Raw genomic sequence first — 17,494 nt, forward strand, 5'->3', positions numbered from 1 at the left:
AATCACCTACTATTCAAAGGTAAGAGCCAATTACATTTTTGACGTGGATCAAAGACTCAATAAGTGAATATGCTACTTTCAGCAGTGAATGGGCAATATAAAACCATGGAGTAATTTGATATGACCCAGATGATGAAAGCGGCTGTCTTTGTTGAACCTGGACGCATAGTCTTGGATGACAAGCCAATTCCAGCGGTAGGACCAAATGATGCTCTTATAAGAGTAACCACAACTACCATTTGTGGCACCGATATTCATATCCTTAAGGGAGAATATCCCGTAGAAAAGGGCTTAACGATAGGGCACGAACCTGTTGGTGTGATAGAAAAGCTTGGCGCTAATGTTTTGGGATACGAGGAAGGTCAGCGAGTGATTGCTGGCGCGATATGCCCTAGTGGATATTCTCATGCTTGCCTCGATGGACTGCATTCACAAGACGGAGGAAGCTGCAGGCACGGTATCAAAGCACTTGGTGGTTGGCGTTTTGGCAACACTATTGACGGAGCACAGGCTGAGTTTTTGTTGGTTCCAGATGCAATGGCTAACTTAGCTCTGATACCCGATGGACTAAGCGATGAACAAGTACTCATGTGCCCTGATATCATGTCTACTGGTTTTGCAGGGGCAGAATCAGGCAACATAAAGATCGGGGACACCGTTGCGGTTTTCGCACAAGGACCAATAGGACTGTGTGCAACTGCAGGAGCTAAGCTACGCGGTGCGACCACCATTATTACCGTTGAGACAGTCAAAGCACGTATGGAAATGTCGCGTCGATTAGGGGCTGACTTTGTGATTGATTATCACAAAGCTGATCCTGTTGCAGAAATCATGCGCATCACTCAGGGTCGAGGCGTCGATGTTGCTATTGAAGCTCTGGGGCTACAATCGACTTTTGAAAATGGTCTGCGCTCACTTAAACCTGGGGGCACTTTGTCCAGCCTAGGGGTTTATGCTAATGATCTCACTATCCCACTGGATGCTTTTCATGCAGGGCTGGGGGACAACAAAATAATTACCTCTTTATGCCCTGGAGGGAAAGAGCGAATGCGCAGACTTATGAATGTCGTTGCCGCCGAGCGCATCGATCTCAAACCTTTAATTACTCATCGTTATGCGCTTGACCGAATAGAAGATGCTTATGAACTATTCGCCAATCAAAGAGACGGTGTTCTTAAAGTTGCCATATCGCCTTTTTGACGATATGGGGAGGTGCTGTCAACTTAATCGAGAGCAGCCAAAAGATTAACTCAGAATTGATGGCGTGTTTCTATATCGACAGTTGCACGCTAACAGGGCAGTGATCCGAACCATGAATATCATTATGAATTTCAGCGTCGTGGATCTGTCCCTGTAATTTGGGAGATACTAAAAAGTAATCAATTCTCCAGCCCACGTTGCGTTCTCTAGCGCCTGCTCGATAACTCCACCAACTGTACTTTACCTTCTCAGGGTGGACATAACGAAAAGTGTCCACGTAACCGGCGGCAACAAGGTTGTCGATGCCGTCTATTTCCTGCTGTGTATACCCTGCGCTTTTATTGTAATTTGGCTTTGGTCGAGCCAAGTCAATATCGCGATGCGCTGCATTTAAATCCCCGCAAATCACGACCGGCTTTTTCTCTTCAAGTTTTTTTATGTAACTCAGGAAGTCGGCATCCCATTGCGCCCGATAAGACAAGCGCTTCAAGTCATTGCCTGAGTTTGGAGTGTAAACGGTGACTAAATAAAGATCGCTAAATTCTGCACATAACACGCGGCCCTCTTGATCATGCTCTTCGATGCCCATGTCTTTTGTGACGTCAATGGGTTGGATGCGAGTAATGATACTGGTACCCGAATAACCTTTTTTTACCGCTGAGTTAGTGAATATATGATAGCCATTTAGCTCACACAGAGCTTCAATCACTTGTTCGTCCTGCGCCTTGGTTTCCTGCAGGCAAAGGACATCGCAGTCAAGAGACGCCATAGACTGTAAAAAATCTTTTTTGATTGCTGCCCTAACGCCATTGACGTTCCAAGATACTAGCTTCATCGAGTTCTCCAAAACTACCGCTTCATTATTATCAGGTGGATATTGTATAGATTAGCGAGCCAATGCCAAGTTTTGTTAACTAATTGATAAGCTTTCAGGCGAAAATTAAAATCGTAAACAAGCGTGCGATGCAAAATTCCCTTTCGCACTCAACCCAATTCAGCGTTACACTGTATACTTATCATCTGTTCATAAAATTAAAACAAAAGAGTACAGCATGCTTAAATCAATTAAATCTACCCTTGTTCTGTTTTCTAGTATCTCAATGACCTTATTGCTTCCTAGCGCAAATGCATATGACCGCATAACGGGTGAAACCTTTGCTAGTCGCTCTGAAGTCATTGCGCAAAATGGTATGGCGGCAACCAGTCAACCTTTAGCCACTCAAGTTGCATTAGACATATTGAAAAGTGGCGGAAATGCAATCGATGCAGCGATTGCCGCTAACGCTCTGCTGGGCCTAGTTGAACCTACGGGAAGCGGCATTGGCGGTGATTTATTTGCAATTGTTTGGGATGCAAAATCGCAAAAGCTTTATGGTCTGAACGCTTCAGGGCGATCGCCAAAAGGACTGACGCGAGACTATTTTGCGCAAAAGGGTTTAGATAAAATCCCCGCGTTTGGGCCACTGCCGGTATCGGTGCCTGGCGCTGTTGACGGTTGGTTTATGTTAAATGAGCGATTCGGTTCTAAATCTATGCAGGAATTACTGGCCCCATCCATTGATTATGCTCGAAATGGTTTCCCTGTATCAGAAGTGATTGCCTACTATTTTGAAATGAATCAGAAACGTATAGGCCAATACCCTGGCTTTCAAGAAACCTTCACTATCAATGGTAATACGCCCAAAAAAGGTCAAATATTTAAAAACCCAAACCTAGCAGCAACATATGAAAAGATAGCCACAGGGGGACGCGATGCTTTTTATAAAGGTGATATTGCGCGCACCATCAGCGGTTTTATGCAAAGCCAAGGTGGACTGCTAAGCTATCAAGATATGGCGTCACATACATCGAACTGGGTTGAACCAGTATCAACCAACTACCGCGGTTATGACGTTTGGGAATTACCACCTAATGGTCAGGGCATTGCTGCACTGCAGATCCTTAACGTTCTTGAATTATATGACCTTGAGAGCATGGGCCGAGACAGCGCTGAGTTTGTGCACACTGTGGTGGAAGCCAAGAAGCTGGCATTTGCAGACCGCGCTAAGTTTTATGCAGACCCCGACTTTAACCAAATTCCGGTGGATTGGTTAATTTCTAAAGAGTATGCGAAAAAACGCCAGAAGCTGATTGATCCAAATGCAGCGGCAAAGCGCGTAGATGCGGGTAAACATGAAGGAGACACTATTTACCTAACTGTTGCTGATAGCCAAGGCAACATGGTGTCTTTAATCCAGAGCAATTACCGTGGCATGGGCTCAGGTATGATCCCAACTGATTTAGGCTTTGTTTTACAAAACCGAGGCGAAATGTTCTCACTAGATAAAAATCATTTTAATGCTCTAGAACCTGGTAAGCGTCCGTTCCACACGATTATTCCCGCGTTCGTAACTCGCAATAATAAACCCCTCATGAGCTTCGGCGTTATGGGTGGCGGAACGCAGCCGCAAATGCATGCACAAATCATTGTTAACATGATTGATTTTGGCATGAACCTGCAAGAAGCAGGCGACGCACCACGAATACTCCATACCGGTTCTAGCTCACCTGAAGGTGATATCATGACCGATGGCGGCTACATTAGTTTAGAATCTGGTTTTTCTGCCAAAACACGTCGTGATTTACTCCAAAAGGGACATACTCTTAAGGATGTATCGGGTGCTTTTGGTGGCTACCAAGCAATCATGCTAGACGATAAAAACAAAGTGTATTATGGTGCATCAGAAACTAGAAAAGACGGTCAAGCCGCAGGATACTAATTAATGAGTCAATCGCAAAAGGGGATTTGCGCCGAGCCAAATTTGCACGCCCAATATTTGCTGTTTAACGTTGTTGACGATGACTTTCCAGCAATGCGCGAAAAGCTCTCGCGATTGCTCGACTTGTTCGAGCACTTTGACGATGAACACTATGAGGCTATGGTGTCTGGTGTTATTGCAATAGGCTCCAGTTTTTGGTCTGAAATTTACCCGCACAGCTCGCCACAAGAGCTGGTGGGTTTTCCTGATATGCAGTGCGACGATCGTTGCGCGCCAGTACTTCCCTGTGATTTATTTATTCAAATTAGAGCCGACCGTCTGGATATTTGTCATGCGGTAGGTATTGAAGTGCTTGATTTGTTGCGTGTTCACGTTGAGCTAGTGGAACAAGTGAGCGCGTTTAGATATCTTGATGGTCGAGATTTAACGGGGTTTCTTGATGGTGAGGATAACCCGAGAGGCATGAAAAAACTCGATATTGCTATCGTTGGTGACAATGACCCTGAGCACAAGGGCGGCAGCTATATTCACATTCAGCGTTATCGTCACGATATGAATCGTTGGAATGCACTGTCCCTGCGTCGACAAGAAGGCGTTATGGGCAAAACCAAAGAGCACAATCTACCTTTGGTTGACAGTGGGCGTTCCTCTCATAATTTTCGCACTAAATTAACGGGGCCGAATGGTGAATATCCAAGTTTGTTAAAGCAAAGCATGCCTTACGGTGACATGCTCATGCAGGGCTTGTTTTTTGTTAGCTGTGCAAATAACAGTAAGTCCTTCAAAGATATGTTGCATAGTCGTATTTTTGGCGATGAAATGGGGCATTATGATCGCTTTCTTGATTATTCAAACGCGGAGACAGGCGCAGCTTTTTTTGCACCTTCAATTCAATTTATAAAACGTCATGCCAAAGACTATGATGACGGGAAAGTGCCTTTTTGAGTATTCTAAAGAACGAGCCTACGGGCGACGACGCTAAATCTGCATCCCATAATCATCAAATAAATGACCTTAATAATGGAAATAACGCGCAAGTTCCCGCAGTTCTTGTCGAATCTCTTTTATTTTCGTATGTAGCCAGCAAACCCATAATTGACATTAAAAAATGGCAGCTAGGTAAATCAGAACAAGTATTCTTATACGGCCCGTCAGGCTGTGGAAAAAGTACGCTGTTAAACTTGATTTCCGGTATTTTGTCACCCCAAGGGGGTAAGGTCAGTGTTTTAGGTACGGATATTGCGCGCTTAAAAACTAGCAAGCGGGATCGTTTTAGAGCCCAGCACATTGGCGTTGTATTTCAGCAGTTTAACCTAGTTCCTTATTTAAGTGTCCTCGACAATATTCAGTTAGCTATGCACTTTGCTAACGATGATTCTAATAAAACAGATGCTATGAAAAAAGAGTCGACCAAACAACAGCGGATCGCCTCAATGCTACATGCCTTGCAGTTGCCCAGTGACTGCATCTTGCAAAAAGCTAGCGAGCTGAGTGTAGGGCAGCAGCAGCGGGTTGCTATTGCACGCGCACTCATAAATAAACCGGATGTGCTGATTGTCGATGAGCCGACGTCTGCTCTCGACGCAGCGGCCAAAGACGCCTTTATGCAAGTGCTAACCGACACGGCAATAAGTTCGAATGCAGCGCTCATATTTGTTAGCCACGACCAGTCACTTGCTAGGCATTTTAAACGAGTTGAATCATTAACTGACATAAACTATACAGCTGCTGCAATGCCTGAGCCGGAACGCCGGACATGATTTTTAGGGTTGCTAAACAAAGCCTATTGCACAGAAAAGTATCAGTCATGCTGACTTTTTTAGCCTTATTAGTTAGCGTTTCATTATTGCTCTCAATTGAGCATATTCGAAAAGAAGCAAAAAGTAGCTTTTATCGCACGGTTTCTGGTGTAGATCTGATTGTAGGTGCGCGTACAGGGCAAATTAATTTACTGCTCAGTTCGGTGTTTAGAGTAGGGGCGAACGCTAACTCTGTGAGCTGGGAAAGTTATCAAAGTATTGTGGCGAATCCTCAGGTTGAGTGGTCTATTCCGCTTTCACTGGGCGATTCGCATAAGGGCTTTGCCGTTATCGGTACCACCAACGCTTATTTTGAGCATTACCGTTATGGTGATAAGCGCCAGTTAAGCTTTCAAGCCGGCGGACGTTTTGCCAGCAGTGGTGAGAGCGACAGTTCCATTGATAGTGCCGGTGATAGCGAAAATGGTGCGGCGAAAATGTCTGCTGTGAGCCAGCATTTTGATGTTGTTCTAGGTGCGGACGCGGCCAAACAATTAAACTATAAAGTGGGTGATGAGATCATCATCTCTCATGGTGTTGGCAAAGTTAGCTTTAGCTACCACGACGATCATCCCTTTACCATTGTTGGTATTCTGCAATTTACGGGAACGCCGGTTGATCAAGGGGTGCACGTTGGTCTGAATGCGATAGAATCGATTCATACACAAGGCAATCCAAGCTTATCCAAAAGCACAATGTCTCGCGCGAGTTTGAAAAAACCGCAGGAAGCAGAACATGCCGAGCACGAGCACGAACACAGCGACAAAGCAGCTCCTCAACCGGCACATACGCCGCTTGAAACCTCGAACAAGCAAGATTCGAATAAACACGCACTTGCACAGCCCACTCAAGTATCAGCTTTTATGCTCGGACTTAAATCTCGCATTGCCGTACTGCAAATGCAAAGACAGGTTAATCAGTCCAAACTTGAGCCACTGTCAGCTATTATTCCCGGCGTTGCTTTAGGTGAGCTATGGCGCTTAGTCGGTGCCGTTGAAAATGTCTTACGCATTATTTCGGCAGCAGTCCTAGTGGCTAGTCTATTAGGCCTAAGCACCATGCTGTTAGCGTCACTGCGCGAGCGCAGAGCTGAAATTAGCGTGTTCAGGGTGATGGGAGCAAAACCAAGCTTTGTATTCTGGTTGCTGCAGCTTGAGGCGCTCAGTATTGCCTTGGGTGCTAGCGTCTTTGCTGTCTTGTTAGTAACAGGCGTTATTTTACTTAGCAATGATTGGTTGTTGGCGGAATATGGTTTGTCGCTGAGCGCAAATATTCTTTCTGTACATACTCTATCAATGATTGGCGTTGTGCTAATTGCCACATTTGTAATTGCACTTATACCTAGTATTGGTGCATACCGAAAAGCGCGCTCGCTCAATTGAATTAACTAAACTAAAATTGAAAAAGCGACGTTAAAAGTTAACGATTCTTAAAAACTGCTAATAAAGCAGCGCTACTGGACGATATAGTATAATAATAATCAGAAGTTTAGTCTTCTGGACCTTTTCTGTCTTCTAGAGAGTGTTATGTCTAATCTAATGTCATCAATTGATCAACGCACGCAGCTAGTGGGTGAAAACCGCCTAGAGTTGCTGATGTTTAAATTAGGTTCACGGCACACGTTTGCGCTTAACGTATTTAAAGTGAGGGAGGTTATTACCGTGCCTCCACTGAATCAACTGCCTGGCTCTCACCATCACATTAAAGGCATAACAAATTATCGTGGCGGGTCAATTCCTATTATTGATCTGAGAACAGCGATCCATTTGAGCAATAACAGTGCGCATTATGAGCCTCAAAACGTGATTATTACTGAATATAATAGAAGCGTCCAAGGGTTCCTGATAGGGCAAATAATGAATATCGTGAACACATCATGGAGTGACATTCAGCCACCTCCGACTTCGGCTGGAAAAAATAACTATTTGACTGCATTCACTCGAGTTGAAAATGATGGTGAAATGGAGCTTGTCGAAATCATCGATGTTGAAAAAGTACTCTCAGAAATCATTGAGTACGATACCTCCATTTCAGAAGACCTGTTAGATTCAGATATAAAAGAACACTTGGTGGGTCAGAAAGTGTTAGTTGTCGATGATTCGTCAACTGCCCGTGGCCAGATACGCGAGACGCTCACTCAATTAGGTATTGAAATCATTGAGGAAAAAGACGGATTAAGAGCTCTGAATCTTTTGCAGAGTTGGGCCGACGAAGGTAAGGTTGTTACCGATGAAATTCTAATGATGTTTACAGATGCCGAAATGCCGCAAATGGACGGTTATCGACTCACCGCTGAAGTACGTAAAGACCCCAGAATGTCAGACTTATTTATAGCCTTAAATACGTCACTGAGCGGCACATTTAATGAAGCGATGGTTGAAAAAGTTGGCTGTAATCGCTTTATTTCTAAATTTCAGCCGGACTTACTGGTAGACGTTGTTCAGGAAAGAATGCGGGAAGTTTTGAAAGCTAATGAAAATTAAATTGGCATTTTAATCTAGTAATGAATTTCACTGCCATTTACCTTGCTAATAGTTGACGGTAGCTGATGTATTAATTGCAGTGAAACTAGGCTTTTACTGCAATATGCAATAACCTAAGCGTATTACTTACGATTAGGTCTCCAAAATGATGAAGTTAACTACCCTCAGTGTTCTTTTTATTAGTCTCTCCCTTTGCGTTTCGGCGTCCGCTGGAGCAGTGGTCAAGCCAGCACCTTTGGTGTCTATACCAACCCATGACAATTTTTTTAACAGTATTGCAAAACATTGCGGCAAGGCGTTCGAGGGTAAAGTTGTATTTGATAACGATCCCAGTCCTGCATTCGATGATAAGTTAGTAATGCATGTCAGAAAATGTTCTGAAGAACAGCTACAAATTCCATTTCACGTTGGACCCGATTCGTCACGCACATGGATAATTACTAAAACCGGTAGCGGCTTGAGTTTAAAGCACGATCATAGACACAATGATGGTAGCGATGATTCGTTAACAATGTATGGCGGACACACTGTTGATGCAGGTTATAATCAAGTTCAGTCATTCCCTGCGGATCAATATTCTAAAGAACTATTCACGCAAAGCGGTATTCCACAGTCTAATGGAAATACATGGCAAATGTTCATTTATGAAGAAAAGTTTACCTATAGAATGGTGCGTGAAGGCAGGGAGTTTCGTGTTGACTTCGATTTAAGTAAGCCGATCGAGACCCCAACTGCGCCTTGGGGATACAGTGACGAAAATAGTCAGTAATATGGCATCCCTATTTGTAGATAAAAAATCGACTGCTTGGATTGAATGTTAATATAATAATCATCATGCACTTCAAAACAAGGAAGCAACAAATTACATGCTAGGATTAAAGCAATATTGTATTTTCTTTACGCTTATTTTGTGCGTATCGGCAAGCCAAGCTGCAGATTTTGCGGAAAATTTGTACACAGGTTATAAAGAAGTTCTCTATCAAATCAAAATTATTGATAACGAGTCAGGGCAAAAATCAACCATAGGTTCGGGCTTCATTATTAATGGGCAAGGGCTAGCGGTGACTAATTATCACGTGGTATCCGATTTCATTTTATATCCTGATAAAAACCGTATCGAAGTAGAAGATATTGACGGTAAGGTAAGCCAAGCTTCGTTGGTTAACTTCGACGTTATTAACGACTTAGCCTTAATTCGAATTCAAGGGGATACTCTCCGCAGTAAGTACTTACCTATTGCAACACAGTTGCCAACTCAGGGCTCGACAATCTATTCATTGGGCAATCCCCACGACTTGGGCATGATAGTTGTACCGGGCACATACAACGGGCTAAAGCAGAACAGCTTCTATCAAAAGATACACTTTACCGGTTCTGTTAACTCAGGCATGAGCGGTGGCCCTGTGGTAAATGAGAGCGGGGAGGCAATGGGGGTTAACGTTGCGACAGCCGGCAATCAGCTTGGCTTTTTAGTTCCTCTGAACAAGTTAAAAGCGTTAATCAATAAAAATAAAACGATTGAAATTGGTGACTATAAAAAAATAATCGCGGAACAATTACAGCAAAATCAACAGCAACTAATTGCTGAGCTAACCGCAGTTCAATGGCCAAAAACACCATTGGGACTGGCCGATGTGCCCGACGCAATGGCCGACTTTATAACTTGTTGGGGAGGCTCAAACGCTGACGATAAAGAAGCTCAGTATCTTGCTGTGCGCAAGTCGTGCTCTCTTGATCAAACCATTTATATCAGTAGGAGAATGCAGACCGGTCGGGTTGCCGCTAATTTTGAATGGTATTCAAGCGACAAGCTAAATAGTTTTCGCTTCTACAACATGATTGATGAACAAATGCGCATGATGACGTATCAAGACGGCAGGTCAAAAGAAGACTTTTCAGAATATCAATGTCAGCGAGATGTGATGAAAAATGTCAATAATGTGAAGTTTAAATCTGCAATTTGCGTCAAAAATTATAAAGAGTTTGATGGCTTATTTGATGTATTGTTTGTCTCTGCAACCCTAGATCAGTCGAACGCCAGCTTAGTTTCGCTGTTTTACCTTTCAGGGATCAGTCAGGCGTCTTATAAAGCGTTTACGCCCGTGTTTATGGACGCAATATCATGGCAGTAGTTATCGAACTTCTTTCTCGAAACAATCAGGTGCTTAGCCACCAGGTTCTTGGCTTATCTTCAGCCACGCTTGGACGCGCATTTTCGTGCGACAAGCATATTGACGATCCTTATGTGTGTGCACAGCACCTAAATATCAGCATTGATGAGTCGGGTGCAATTAATATTCAGGATAATGATTCGGTAAACGGTGTCAGGGTGAATGGTAAGGTGGTGTCAGAAGCGCAAGTAAATGCTGACGATATTATCACCGTCGGCAGGAGTCGTTTTAGAATCTTTGCTGCAGATAGCAGTTTGGCGCCGACAAAAAAGCTAAATCCGATGGAAGAATATATCGATCGATTTGCAAAAAGACGGTTCTTTTTCAGTTTATTAATTGCACTCACTATTCTTACCACCATCGACTCTTACTTTGGCACGTTTAGCAAATTCGAGGTTAGTAGCTTGATAGCGAGCATTGGCGGGATGCTTCTGGTGGTTTGCATTGTCCCTTTTATATTTGCTTTGCTATCGATATTGAATAAAAAAGACGCGCGTTTAATCACTCAGTTCAATTTGGTTTTAGTCAGCGTGGTAAGTGTGTTGTTATTTTCGTATCTTATTAAATTCTTACTATTTAATTTCGACAAAACAAGTCTTGTTGTCTCTGTCGAAACCCTCTTTACTTGGGGATGCTCAATCGTCGTATTTTGGCTAGCGTTGTATGTCGCTTTTCATCAAAGCAATCGTAAAAGAAATGCGATTGTGTTTGCTGTTTTTGGCGCATTAGCCTGTGCAAAGCTTCTGCCTGGGTTCTTCGATGAAAACAATTATATTGAGAACCCTAATGCAAATGCTTTTATCATTAGTCCTATCTTTTTGATTTCAAAACCCGAGTCGACTCAGGATTTTGTTAGCAGCGCTGAAGCTTTATTTGTGAAAGCTGAACAAGAGAGTGACGATCTTTAAAGTGAGATTGTGTCAATAAACTAAATCGGCTTTTGACACGTAACTCTTGCACTTACTAAAAACTTAGGGCTGACGCTTAGCCCACTATACTGGGCTACGAAACTATTTATGGATCTTATTTTTTTTGACTTAGATGGAACGTTATTAAACGACGAATCTAAAATATCAACTTTTACGAAAGATACACTCGTCTTGCTAAGAGAAAAAAATATAGCTTACACCGTTGCAACTGGGCGCACTATGCTCTCTGCGAAATCTATAGTAGACGGTCATTACTTCGATTTACCCCAAATTTATAATAATGGGGTGACGGTATGGGATCCTAAAATTCAACAATTGTCTCTTGAAAATCTGCTTGATAATGCAGAAATTTCAGCAATTATTAATTCGTCGTTGTCCCATGGGATCACACCGTTCGTTAACGCGATTGGCAACTATAAGCAGCAAAATCATCATCACATTATCTATCATGCTGAGACACTTCATGAGGTAGAAAAAGAGTTAGTGAATAAGTATTTTTCCCGCACCGACGCAAAACTCTTGCCTTTGCACGCTTTACCTTCTGATAGCCAAGTAACTAATATCAGCATGATTGGATTGGCAGATACAATTCACGAAATGTGGCTTGAACTAAACACCTATGAAAACCTCATTGCCTATTCAGGTAAGGCCTTAGAAGGAGAAAGATACAGTTGGATGGATGTGCATCACTGCCGCGCTAGTAAAGGAAATGCAGTAACAAATTTAAAACAACAGTTAGGCGCTAGTAACATTATCTGTTTTGGCGACGGTGATAATGATTTAAGCATGTTTGCGCTTGCTGATGAAAGCTATGCCCCAGACAATGCAAAAGCAGAAATCAAAAAGTCTGCGACCGCTACGATAGGTCATAATCACAAAGATGGTATTGCGCACTTTTTGCGTGAGCGTTTCTCGCTGTAGTTTAGCTTTCGCTATTATTGGTTTGCGGTTAGGGTGCCATCAACCATATCAGGAAAGATAGCGATGCTTTTTATTGCATCGTTTTCAGGTCTACAAATTTCGCCGGTGAAATCAATCGTTAACTTTTTAAAAATTGCGTTTTTATAAGACGAGCAGAGGCGAACCACTAGCTTGCAATATGAGTTTTTTGATCTCAATGCAAGATTGGCCCATACTTAGAAGGGTTAGTTAAAACTGTAATCACTTTATTCTGCTTAGTTACTATGCGGATAATGTGGTCTGCATGTTTTAGATCAGGAGCCTACTCTTTTGATTTAATATTTTGCCAAGGTTTGTTTCGTCATGAGCAAGCAGGTGAGACAACAATACGAAAATAAATCATGACAGAGGAGTATTTAGTGGACAAGATTAAAATTATTTCAATTACGGCGATCGTAATATTAGTGGCTGTATTTGGATTTATTTATTTACAACCAGCTAAGAATACCGTGAACAACATCCCCAGCGTAGATTACGCTAGCGATCCTGTTCCAGACTTCAATGAATACGAAAGAGTTCAAGACAAAAAGCGCGCTTTCTTCGACTATTTAAAGCCCGCTATAGCCTCTCAAAATGAATACATCTCTACCGTCCGCGCTTTGATCATGAAGTATCAGGAAATGCACTCTGATGGACAAGCATATTCTGAGAGCGAACAAGAAGAATTAGATTGGTTAATCAATGAATACCGAGTCACCAATAGCGAAGAACTAAAGCCTGTATTTACGGAATTACTTCGTAAAGTTGATGTAATACCGGAAGATTTAGTGCTAGTTCAAACGGCTAATGAGTCAGCGTGGGGAACCTCTAGATTTGCTCGAAAGGGCTACAATTTCTTTGGTTTGTGGTGCTTTGAGAAAGGCTGTGGCTTTGTCCCAAATCGTCGTAACGAAGGTGCTAGTCATGAAGTGGCAAAGTTCGACGACCTTACTGAAGCTATGTACTCTTACATGCGTAATCTTAATAGCCATCCAGCTTATAAGGATTTACGCGCGATCCGTTTGCAGCATCGCAATGCACAAAAAGAAGTGACGGGCCATGCTTTGGCTGAAGGCTTAAGTAAGTACTCGGAGCGTGGTGAAGAATATATCGAAGAATTACGTCAAATGATAAGAGTTAATCAAAGCTTTATTTCTTCTGAGGGCATCTAAGAATATGGCTGCTATTGGCAATTATATACGCTCAGCCTAAATCAAACCTGTTAGGTAATAATTCACCTAATGTGCTCTCCCAACTTTTGTTCAGTGCTTTGTTTACGCAAAGCACTGGCGCAACGGGGTCTTGCATGAACTCAGTCACTACCTGTCTGCATGCGCCACAAGGCGAAATTGGGTCGGATTGATTGGACATGACGTACAGCGCTTTTATAGATTGCATTCCGTCAATGACCGCAGCGGAAATAGCTGAGCGCTCCGCGCATACGGTTAGTCCATATGATACGTTTTCGATATTGACACCATACGCGACGCGCTCTTCGCCGTTGGTTTCGTATACTATCGCAGCAACAACTTGAACGCCTGAATAAGGACTGTGAGAGTAGCCCAGATGTTGTGTAAGACCCTGCATTATTTCTTGTTTATTTAACATTCCAATACTTTATTTATTTTATAACCATTTATACTTTCGACGGCATCATACAATGTTGTCATAGTAACAGCAAAGCCTTCCTAAACTGTCAAAAGATGCACTCGTATGTCGATCTAATAGAAAATTTGGTAAATAGAATCACATTTTAATTACTCTTTATGCGTTCAGTATACTACTATCATTGTTGAAGGTTTATACACGACTATCAAAACAAACAATCAACAAATGACACTATTCAGGAAAGGACACCATGAAGAAAATATTAAAATTTGTTAGTGCAAGTCTACCGATGTTGCTTATCAGCTCAATGGCGTTTTCCAATGCGACTAAAATGCTAGAGCAACCGGATCTGTCAGATAACCATATTACTTTTGTTTACGCTGGCGATATTTGGTTAGCAAATCGCGACGGCAGTAATCCGAAACGTCTAATCAGTGACAATGAGACACAAATGCGACCGCATTTTTCTCCTGATGGCTCACACGTCGCTTTCACAGCTGACTATGGTAATAATCAAGACGTTTATATTGTCTCAATTAATGGAGGAGAGGCAACGCGGCTCACTTGGCATCCTGTTGATGACATGGTCGAGGGATGGTCAAATGATGGTAAACGCGTGGTGTTTACCAGCATGCGTGAAGTGAATCACAATCGTTCTCCGCAAATGTTTGAAGTCGGTATTGAAGGCGGACACCCTCTCAAAGTCATGGAAGCCAGGGCAGTAGATCCAGTGTGGGCGGCAGATGGCGAGACAATTGCCTACCGACCATTCCATAAAGCGCATAGAGGGGCAAGTGGTTGGCGTCAACACCGAGGCGGAACAACGCCACCTGTATGGATTTATAATACGAAGAGCAGTAAAACAATAGAAGTACCAAAGCCAAACAGCAATGATTTTGAACCGATGTGGATAGGTAATGACCTGTACTTATTATCTGATCGAGATGGCTCAGTTGCGCTTCATCATTACACAACTGAGGGCACGGTAAGCAAAGTGCTCGATACGAAACCTTGGGATATTCTCAGTGCTAATGCACACGGGTCTGAAATTATTTTTGAAGCGGGTGGTGAGTTGCTTATGCACGATACCAACACTAAGAAAACGCAGACGCTGGCTATCGAAATTAATCCCGACTTACCACAACGAAGAGTTGCTTGGAAAGACGTTAGCAGCAATATCGAATTTGCCTCGCTTTCTCCTACTGGCAAACGCGCAGCTATCGTTGCAAGAGGAGAAGTGTTTACTGTGCCTCTTAAAGATGGTGCAACACGCAACGTATCCCAAAGCGATGGGATAAGGGAGATGACCGCGATATGGTCTGTAGATGGCAGTAAAATTGCCTACCTTTCTGATGCTTCAGGCGCTTATGAGTTAATTATCAGTGACCAATTCGGCAAACAGCAAGGCAGCAGTTACGCCTTGACTAAAGTAAAAACAAACTACTTTGAGTTAGTCGCTTTTGCGGATAATGACAGCAAAGTAATTTACCGCGATAGTCACTTAAACTTGAAATATTTTGATTTGAAAAAGAAAAAATCTTATGTGATTGGCACTGATCCAAGGCGCAAGGGTTTTGTAGAAGGGTCTCAACAAATAGCTGTTTCACCAGACAGCAAATGGCTTGCCTATTCATTATTAGGGCCAAGTAATAATCAAATATTGTACCTCTACAATTTCGAATCCGGCAAAGCATCACCAATAACTCGTGGAATGAGTGACGCAGCACAACCTGCGTTTTCTGTTGATGGCGAATACTTATACTTTTCTGCATCTACCAATCGCGGCCCCACGGTTGCTTCCATCGATATGTCTCAGCAAGACAGGCCTTATCGTGCGGCCTTATATGCTGCTGTTTTATCCTCTGCGGGCAAGTCGCCGCTGCTGCCAAAATCCGATGAGGAAATCTCTTTAGAAAAAGCGTCTGACGAAAAAAAGGATAAAAAGAACGAAGATGCTGAAGTTCAAGCCACTCGTGTTGACTTAGACGGAATAATGGATCGCATCGTTGCACTCCCTATCGCAGAAAAAAACTATTCACACCTTGCTGTCGGCTCTGACGAAGCGCTTTACTATATTGACCGTCCGCAGCCAGGTTCAGGCCTCGACGCTTCAGGAAACGCTGCAGATAAAAGCAATTTAATGCGTTTCGATATGACAGAAAAAAAGTCTACCCAAGTGATAAGCGACGTTGTTAACTTTGTACTAAGCCACGATGCAAAGACGATACTGCACGCCTCTTCAGAGGGTGAATGGCAAACCGCTGAGATCGGAGCAAAGATTGAAAGCAAGCCACTTAATACTGCTGAATTGAAAATGAAAATTGATCCAATGAAAGAATGGGCTCAAATTTTCGAGGACACATGGCGTATGCAGGTGGATTACTTTTATGCAGAGAACTTGCATGGAATAGACTGGCAGGGTGTTTACAAGCAATATCGTCCACTACTCGATCACGTTGGTACACGAGCTGACCTAAACAAGCTAATCGTTGCAATGATTTCGGAACTACAGGTGGGTCACAATAGAGCTTATGGCGGTGATGTTTTTAATCCAAGCACCGTTAACGTAGGCTTGCTTGGTGCCGATGTTCGCTATGAAAACGGCGCGTTTCGTTTAGCTAAAATCTATACCGGCGAAAGTTGGAACCCCTATTTAAATACCCCCTTAGGCATACCGGGGATCGATATCAAGCAAGGAGATTATATATTAGCGGTAAACGGCAAAGCGTTTTCTGCTAACGACAATTTTTTTGCGGCTTTCGAGAATACCGCAGGCAAACAAGTTAGTTTGTTGGTAAGTGCGGATCCAAAAGGCAAGGAATCGAGAAAAGTGACTGTTGTGCCGATGAACAACGAACGAATTGCGCGCCAGTGGTCGTGGATAGAGGCTAACCGTAAGTATGTAGATGAGCAATCTAAGGGACAAGTTGGTTATGTTTATGTGCCCAATACTGCAGATGCAGGGTTTACATATTTCAACCGCATGTTCTTTGCGCAGTTAGATAAGAAGGCGATGATTATTGATGAACGCTCGAACGGTGGTGGTCAAATTGCCAACTATATTACGGATGTATTATCGAGTACTTATTTAGCTGGGTTTAAAGATCGTGACGGTGAAGTGTATGGTTCGCCCGTTGGCGCACTTGATGGGCCCAAAGTGATGCTAATAGATCAAGATGCAGGCTCTGGTGGCGACTTTCTACCTTATGCCTTCAAATATGAAGGGATTGGCAAACTTATCGGTACTCGTACTTGGGGGGGCTTAATTGGTATTTCTCACAACCCCGCGTTCATAGATGGTGGACAAATGAGTGTGCCGTTCATTCGCATATTTGATGCAAAAGGTGAGTGGCTGGCAGAAAATACGGGCATTGCTCCCGATATCGAAGTTAAACTCATGCCTGCTGAAGTTAATAAAGGAATCGATCCACAGCTAGACCGAGGCATTAAACAAATGATGGATGAACTAAAAGCCTTTACTCCTATTCGTGCTGTAGAAACACCGAAAATACCGACTGAGTTGGGTCTCTAAGGAGAGTAAACATTTGTGTAAAGGGCATCGTGAATATTTGTATCACGATGCCTTTTAGCGTCAATTATTCTGAC

At 43.0% G+C, this 17,494-nt stretch carries 14 protein-coding genes; 12 read left to right on the plus strand and 2 right to left on the minus strand.

From position 1 onward, the window contains the following. The first annotated feature begins 120 nt into the window (after positions 1 to 120). Positions 121 to 1,200, plus strand: a complete 1,080-nt coding sequence (locus GNIT_RS01980; RefSeq protein WP_014107450.1) for an NAD(P)-dependent alcohol dehydrogenase — start codon at positions 121 to 123, stop codon at positions 1,198 to 1,200. Between the two features lie 70 nt (positions 1,201 to 1,270). Here GNIT_RS01980 and GNIT_RS01985 read toward each other — a convergent pair whose 3' ends face one another. Beyond that, a complete protein-coding gene (locus GNIT_RS01985) occupies positions 1,271 to 2,035 on the minus strand; it encodes an exodeoxyribonuclease III (RefSeq protein WP_014107451.1) in 765 nt (254 codons plus the stop codon). 217 nt (positions 2,036 to 2,252) lie between these two features. On the opposite strand from GNIT_RS01985, the gene ggt reads away from it, so the two are divergent. From ggt to GNIT_RS02035, 10 genes are all read left to right on the plus strand, one after another. Next, entirely contained in the window at positions 2,253 to 3,959 is a 1,707-nt protein-coding gene (ggt, locus tag GNIT_RS01990) for a gamma-glutamyltransferase (RefSeq protein WP_014107453.1), read from the plus strand. A 3-nt stretch (positions 3,960 to 3,962) separates the two neighbouring features. After that, entirely contained in the window at positions 3,963 to 4,904 is a 942-nt protein-coding gene (locus tag GNIT_RS01995) for a Dyp-type peroxidase (protein ID WP_014107454.1), read from the plus strand. Beyond that, on the plus strand, positions 4,901 to 5,719 hold the full coding sequence (locus GNIT_RS02000) for an ABC transporter ATP-binding protein (protein WP_014107455.1): 819 nt from the start codon (positions 4,901 to 4,903) through the stop codon (positions 5,717 to 5,719). Before GNIT_RS01995 ends, GNIT_RS02000 begins: the two co-directional genes overlap by 4 nt. Next, positions 5,716 to 7,140 carry an ABC transporter permease gene (locus GNIT_RS02005; protein WP_014107456.1) on the plus strand — a complete coding sequence of 475 codons (1,425 nt, stop codon included), beginning with the start codon at positions 5,716 to 5,718 and terminating at the stop codon, positions 7,138 to 7,140. The genes GNIT_RS02000 and GNIT_RS02005 overlap by 4 nt, the downstream gene beginning before the upstream one ends. Positions 7,141 to 7,284: 144 nt before the next feature. Next, positions 7,285 to 8,241 (plus strand): chemotaxis protein CheV, encoded by a 957-nt coding sequence (locus GNIT_RS02010; RefSeq protein WP_014107457.1) that lies wholly within the window; start codon positions 7,285 to 7,287, stop codon positions 8,239 to 8,241. Positions 8,242 to 8,389: 148 nt separating this feature from the next. Then, positions 8,390 to 9,010 (plus strand): hypothetical protein, encoded by a 621-nt coding sequence (locus GNIT_RS02015; protein WP_041246565.1) that lies wholly within the window; start codon positions 8,390 to 8,392, stop codon positions 9,008 to 9,010. Positions 9,011 to 9,107: 97 nt separating this feature from the next. After that, positions 9,108 to 10,373: a S1C family serine protease gene (locus GNIT_RS02020; RefSeq protein WP_014107459.1), complete on the plus strand. Its 1,266-nt coding sequence runs from the start codon at positions 9,108 to 9,110 to the stop codon at positions 10,371 to 10,373. Next, on the plus strand, positions 10,364 to 11,320 hold the full coding sequence (locus GNIT_RS02025) for an FHA domain-containing protein (RefSeq protein WP_014107460.1): 957 nt from the start codon (positions 10,364 to 10,366) through the stop codon (positions 11,318 to 11,320). Before GNIT_RS02020 ends, GNIT_RS02025 begins: the two co-directional genes overlap by 10 nt. Positions 11,321 to 11,428: 108 nt before the next feature. Then, positions 11,429 to 12,262: an HAD family hydrolase gene (locus GNIT_RS02030; RefSeq protein WP_014107461.1), complete on the plus strand. Its 834-nt coding sequence runs from the start codon at positions 11,429 to 11,431 to the stop codon at positions 12,260 to 12,262. Positions 12,263 to 12,660: 398 nt separating this feature from the next. Beyond that, on the plus strand, positions 12,661 to 13,452 hold the full coding sequence (locus GNIT_RS02035; RefSeq protein WP_014107463.1) for a glucosaminidase domain-containing protein: 792 nt from the start codon (positions 12,661 to 12,663) through the stop codon (positions 13,450 to 13,452). 31 nt (positions 13,453 to 13,483) lie between these two features. Here GNIT_RS02035 and GNIT_RS02040 read toward each other — a convergent pair whose 3' ends face one another. Then, positions 13,484 to 13,888: a cytidine deaminase gene (locus GNIT_RS02040; protein ID WP_014107464.1), complete on the minus strand. Its 405-nt coding sequence runs from the start codon at positions 13,886 to 13,888 to the stop codon at positions 13,484 to 13,486. A 250-nt stretch (positions 13,889 to 14,138) separates the two neighbouring features. Between GNIT_RS02040 and GNIT_RS02045 the strand changes: the two genes are divergently transcribed. Continuing rightward, on the plus strand, positions 14,139 to 17,420 hold the full coding sequence (locus GNIT_RS02045; RefSeq protein ID WP_014107465.1) for a S41 family peptidase: 3,282 nt from the start codon (positions 14,139 to 14,141) through the stop codon (positions 17,418 to 17,420). Positions 17,421 to 17,494 lie beyond the last annotated feature (74 nt).

Origin of the sequence: Glaciecola nitratireducens FR1064, assembly GCF_000226565.1 — a bacterium.
In the GTDB taxonomy this organism is placed as follows: domain Bacteria; phylum Pseudomonadota; class Gammaproteobacteria; order Enterobacterales; family Alteromonadaceae; genus Glaciecola; species Glaciecola nitratireducens.

Coding starts and splice junctions, on each gene's coding strand:
- GNIT_RS01980 (WP_014107450.1), top strand. CDS start 121: ATGACCCAGATGATGAAAGCGGCTGTCTTTGTTGAACCTGGACGCATA.
- GNIT_RS01985 (WP_014107451.1), bottom strand. CDS start 2,035: ATGAAGCTAGTATCTTGGAACGTCAATGGCGTTAGGGCAGCAATCAAA.
- ggt (WP_014107453.1), top strand. CDS start 2,253: ATGCTTAAATCAATTAAATCTACCCTTGTTCTGTTTTCTAGTATCTCA.
- GNIT_RS01995 (WP_014107454.1), top strand. CDS start 3,963: ATGAGTCAATCGCAAAAGGGGATTTGCGCCGAGCCAAATTTGCACGCC.
- GNIT_RS02005 (WP_014107456.1), top strand. CDS start 5,716: ATGATTTTTAGGGTTGCTAAACAAAGCCTATTGCACAGAAAAGTATCA.
- GNIT_RS02010 (WP_014107457.1), top strand. CDS start 7,285: ATGTCTAATCTAATGTCATCAATTGATCAACGCACGCAGCTAGTGGGT.
- GNIT_RS02015 (WP_041246565.1), top strand. CDS start 8,390: ATGAAGTTAACTACCCTCAGTGTTCTTTTTATTAGTCTCTCCCTTTGC.
- GNIT_RS02020 (WP_014107459.1), top strand. CDS start 9,108: ATGCTAGGATTAAAGCAATATTGTATTTTCTTTACGCTTATTTTGTGC.
- GNIT_RS02025 (WP_014107460.1), top strand. CDS start 10,364: ATGGCAGTAGTTATCGAACTTCTTTCTCGAAACAATCAGGTGCTTAGC.
- GNIT_RS02030 (WP_014107461.1), top strand. CDS start 11,429: ATGGATCTTATTTTTTTTGACTTAGATGGAACGTTATTAAACGACGAA.
- GNIT_RS02040 (WP_014107464.1), bottom strand. CDS start 13,888: ATGTTAAATAAACAAGAAATAATGCAGGGTCTTACACAACATCTGGGC.
- GNIT_RS02045 (WP_014107465.1), top strand. CDS start 14,139: ATGAAGAAAATATTAAAATTTGTTAGTGCAAGTCTACCGATGTTGCTT.